Genomic DNA, 3,861 nt, shown 5'->3' with positions numbered 1-3,861 from the left:
TAACGGAGGTGATCAGTTGAGGAAAATAGTTCAAACAATGTTATTAGTAATGTTACTTGCCACAGGCTTTTATTTAATTCCTCCTGTAAGTGCGTCCACAAGTGAAATAGGATTCAATTATACGTGGGAGGAAGAAACTGGCACTGAAATACACTTTAACTTTGTGTTTGATGTAACAACGACAAGCCCATCACTGCTGTTTGGTGGGACTGAACGCTTCCACATTGACCTTCAACCATCTCGTACAGAACTTAGTCTTGAGTTGGTAATGAATGGATACGGATTCTGGGACGTAACCTTTGAGAGCGAAGCACCAATAGGAGAAGAGACATTTAGAATTGAAACACCAAGTTTGAGAGATCAATACGGAATAGAAGCGTTTTTGATTGGTGTTGATGGTACTCCTTATGTAAGTTATTCAGATGATGGGAGGCTTAGTGCAAGTGGAACATTAAGTTGGAATGATGCTGGTAGCAAATCATTCAGTGTAACCGCTCCATCAGGTATTGGTGATGGAGATATAAGAGCAACATGGCAATATGAATGGAAGGTTCGCTTTGGTTTGGATCTTGTAGGAATTGGAGACCTTTTCAACGAGTGGAATGAAATGGGTGATTTAAAAAGTCCACGAATGCAAAACTATCATCTATATTACGGATTTGGCTGGCTTGTTGTTGTTCTTGTAATTATTGTGGCTATTCCAGTAGCACTGGTTATTAGAAGAAAGAGAAAACTCAAGCCAGAACTTGAAGCAGAACCAGAACCTTCAGAAATGTATTGCAGGTCTTGTGGAAAGCCTATTTCAACGACAAGTGAATATTGTAACTTCTGTGGGACAAAGGTTGAATAAAAGGAGCAGAATTATGAACTGCTGAAGTTTAAGCCGACTCTTAGGCTCTAAAAATAGAAAAAGGACGGAAAATGAGAATCCTAATAGTGGACTCCCTAGAAGTTATGAGGGATTAGGATTTAAAAATGAATCAAAGCTCTATGGCTCGTTAGATGGATCCCGGCCTGTATGTAAGTTTCACTTTCGTGTTAATACTTATTTCTGTCATTTTGTATACTTCAACACGCATCTAAGTTGATATTACTCTTTTATCATTCATTTCTTTTCAAATGAAGTTATCTAGTTTTTTAAATTAAATTAGATAAAAAATAAATTCTATATTGGCAAGCACAAAACTGATTCTCTATCCAAGCATGTACAAGCCTGCAAATGGTCGATGAGATACTGGTTTCACCACAATGAATTCCCCGTCTAATAGTTTTTCCAATGGTATACCAAACAAAGTTGAAAACTTCTGTAGAGTAGATTCTACTTTTTTCATATCTTGTTCTTTTGCCACATGCATTTTTGTTCCAACACCGAGTTGGTCTTCAGTTACTTTTCCTCGAATGAAGATTTTTCCGCCATGCATTCCCGTACCTACCCATTCACCCACTGGTGATCCATTTTTGCGGTTCATTCCTAGGACTATAATTGTCCCACCTGCCATATATTCGCCACAGAAATCGCCAACGGATCCTCCTATGATGATTACTGGTTTCTTGTTGTGATATTCTTTCATATGGATGCCTATTCTATATCCTCCATTACCTTGAGCTAATATTTCTCCTCCACGCATTCCATAGCCCGCAATGTCTCCAATATTGCCATGAATGATGATTTCGCCAGCATCCATAGTATTTCCTACGCCGTCTTGAGTGTTCCCAAAGATTTCTATCGTTGGACCTCGCATAAAGGCGGCAAGATCCTGTCCTGGAGTCCCAAAGACATCTATTTTTAATTTAACGTCCTTTAATCCCGTACCGATATATCTCTGGCCGTTTACGTTTTCAAGTTTAAGATAGTCAACTTTATCGATCGTGGCAGCATGATATACTAATTCATTTAATTCTCGAAATGTTAATGACTCCGCATCAATAACACTTTCTTCTTTCTCCATATTATTACGCTCCAGCTGGTTTTACTCCGAGTACATCGAGGGTAGGCTGTGTCAATTCAATCGCTCTTAAACGATCTCGATTGCTCCTTAGACTTTCGATGGAATTTAATCCGAGTGCTCCTAGTATCTCCTTTAGTTCATCATTCCATGCTCTAATTAGATTTGCAACTCTTTGCGCCGCTTCTTGAACTTTTAACCTCCTAGTCAAATCAGGACGTGTAGTTGCAATACCCCATGGACATATCCCTCTATAGCACTGTTGACATACACGGCAACCCATAGCTATTAACACAGGAGTTCCAATTTGTATTGCATCCGCACCCAGCGCAATTGCCTTGGCAACTTCAGCAGCAGATCTAATTGAACCCATTGCGATGATTGAACCCCAATGCCTTATGCCTTCATCCCTCAATCTCTGATCTACTGAAGCAATGGCAGCCTCGATTGGTATACCCAAGTGGTCCCGTATCGCCGTAGGTGCTGCTCCTGTGCCTCCGGTTAATCCATCAAGAAGTATCCCGTCTGCTCCTGCACGCAAGATACCGCTTGAAATCGCTGCGGAATTATGAACCGCGGCAATTTTTACAAAGACAGGTTTCTTGTAGCGCGTAGCTTCCTTTAACGCATAAATGAGCTGTGATAAATCCTCTATTGAGTAAATGTCGTGATGTGGTGCAGGGCTGAGGGCGTCAGAACCTTTTGGAATCATTCTCGTTTGAGATATCGCCTGGCTAACCTTTTCGCCTGGCAAATGGCCACCTATACCGGGCTTTGCACCTTGGCCAATTTTTATCGTCATTGATGCTGCGACATCTAGGTAATCTGCATGAACACCAAATCGTCCACTTGCCACTTCAACATCAATATAATCGCCGTATTCGTATAACTCGACGGGAAGCCCTCCTTCTCCTGAGCCAAATATAGTGCCTACCTCCTTCGCTGCCATCGCCAGTGCTTTAAATGCGTTGAAAGAAAGTGCACCATAACTCATATGACTGATCATAATCGGTGTTTCAAGTTCCAGTTGAGGTGAAACGCTCGTCTTTAATTCTACATTATTGTTAATGTCATTAAATTCGAGTTTTTCAGGTTTTTTGCCAAGAAATGTTTTAATTTCAATGGGCTCCCGCAAAGGGTCGATTGATGGGTTAGTTACTTGGCAAGCATCTATTACTAAACGATCAAACAGTCGAGGGTAGGGAAGGGGTGTGCCAACTCCCGCAATTAACGCAGAACCCGTATTGGCCTGCATCCATATGGCACGCTTAGTATCATCATTATATACGTAATGATAAGGAAGAGTTCCTGGATGCTTTTCAATGGTTATAGCCTGTTGTGGACACATAATGGCGCATCTTTGGCACGCAACACAATTCTCATCTATCGGTTTAGGTCTATCTGTATATGTCATGGCATCAAACGTGCAGTTAATCATGCATCGTTTGCAATGTTTGCACTTTTCATAATCTACAGTTATTTTATACTCTGGTAATACACCCGCCATCACTATCACGTCTTTTGAGTAATTGACATTTCAATGCCTCTATGTCGTTCAATGGCTTCTTCTTCTAGTTTGGCAATTATTGGATGCCCCGCTTTTGGCGCCCATACGTCTTCTGGGTTCTTTTCTATAGAACGTATCGCCTGTTCTTCACTTGACATGTAAACTTTGTCTTCTTTTACTCCAACAATGAGCGGACGAAGTTTTATTCTATCATTCAGGCCTAATAGGGTCGTATTGTTCGCTACCAATATGCTAAAAGGCCCATTAAGTAATGCAGAAGCGTAAGTAATGCGAATTGATTTTAAAATTAGCTTCTTTTGTAATGAAGGTTCCCGTTCTATCTGTGACCAGAATCTAGGAGCAAGTGCTTCACAAGCTAACGCAAGAGGCAGCTTATGGCGTCTAACT

The 3,861-nt window shown here is 40.9% G+C and carries 2 protein-coding genes and 2 pseudogenes; 1 reads left to right on the top strand and 3 read right to left on the bottom strand.

Going from position 1 to position 3,861, the window contains the following annotated elements; all coding sequences use genetic code 11:
- Window positions 1-850 (top strand): annotated as a pseudogene (locus QVB70_RS03810) (zinc ribbon domain-containing protein); the annotation flags it as partial.
- A 343-nt stretch (window positions 851-1,193) separates the two neighbouring features.
- Here the strand turns inward: QVB70_RS03810 and QVB70_RS03805 are convergent.
- The 3 genes and pseudogenes from QVB70_RS03805 to QVB70_RS03795 all read right to left on the bottom strand — a co-directional run.
- Complete coding sequence (locus QVB70_RS03805) at window positions 1,194-1,949, bottom strand: hypothetical protein (RefSeq protein ID WP_287583549.1); 756 nt, start codon at window positions 1,947-1,949, stop codon at window positions 1,194-1,196.
- Window positions 1,950-1,953: 4 nt separating this feature from the next.
- Window positions 1,954-3,453, bottom strand: coding sequence for a glutamate synthase-related protein (locus QVB70_RS03800; RefSeq protein ID WP_287583548.1), 1,500 nt, complete (start codon window positions 3,451-3,453; stop codon window positions 1,954-1,956).
- Between the two features lie 5 nt (window positions 3,454-3,458).
- Window positions 3,459-3,861 (bottom strand): annotated as a pseudogene (locus QVB70_RS03795) (hypothetical protein); the annotation flags it as partial.

It is taken from the genome of Candidatus Borrarchaeum sp. (genome assembly GCF_019058535.1).
In the GTDB taxonomy this organism is placed as follows: domain Archaea; phylum Asgardarchaeota; class Sifarchaeia; order Borrarchaeales; family Borrarchaeaceae; genus Borrarchaeum; species Borrarchaeum weybense.
This window is presented reverse-complemented; position numbering and strand designations above follow the sequence as displayed.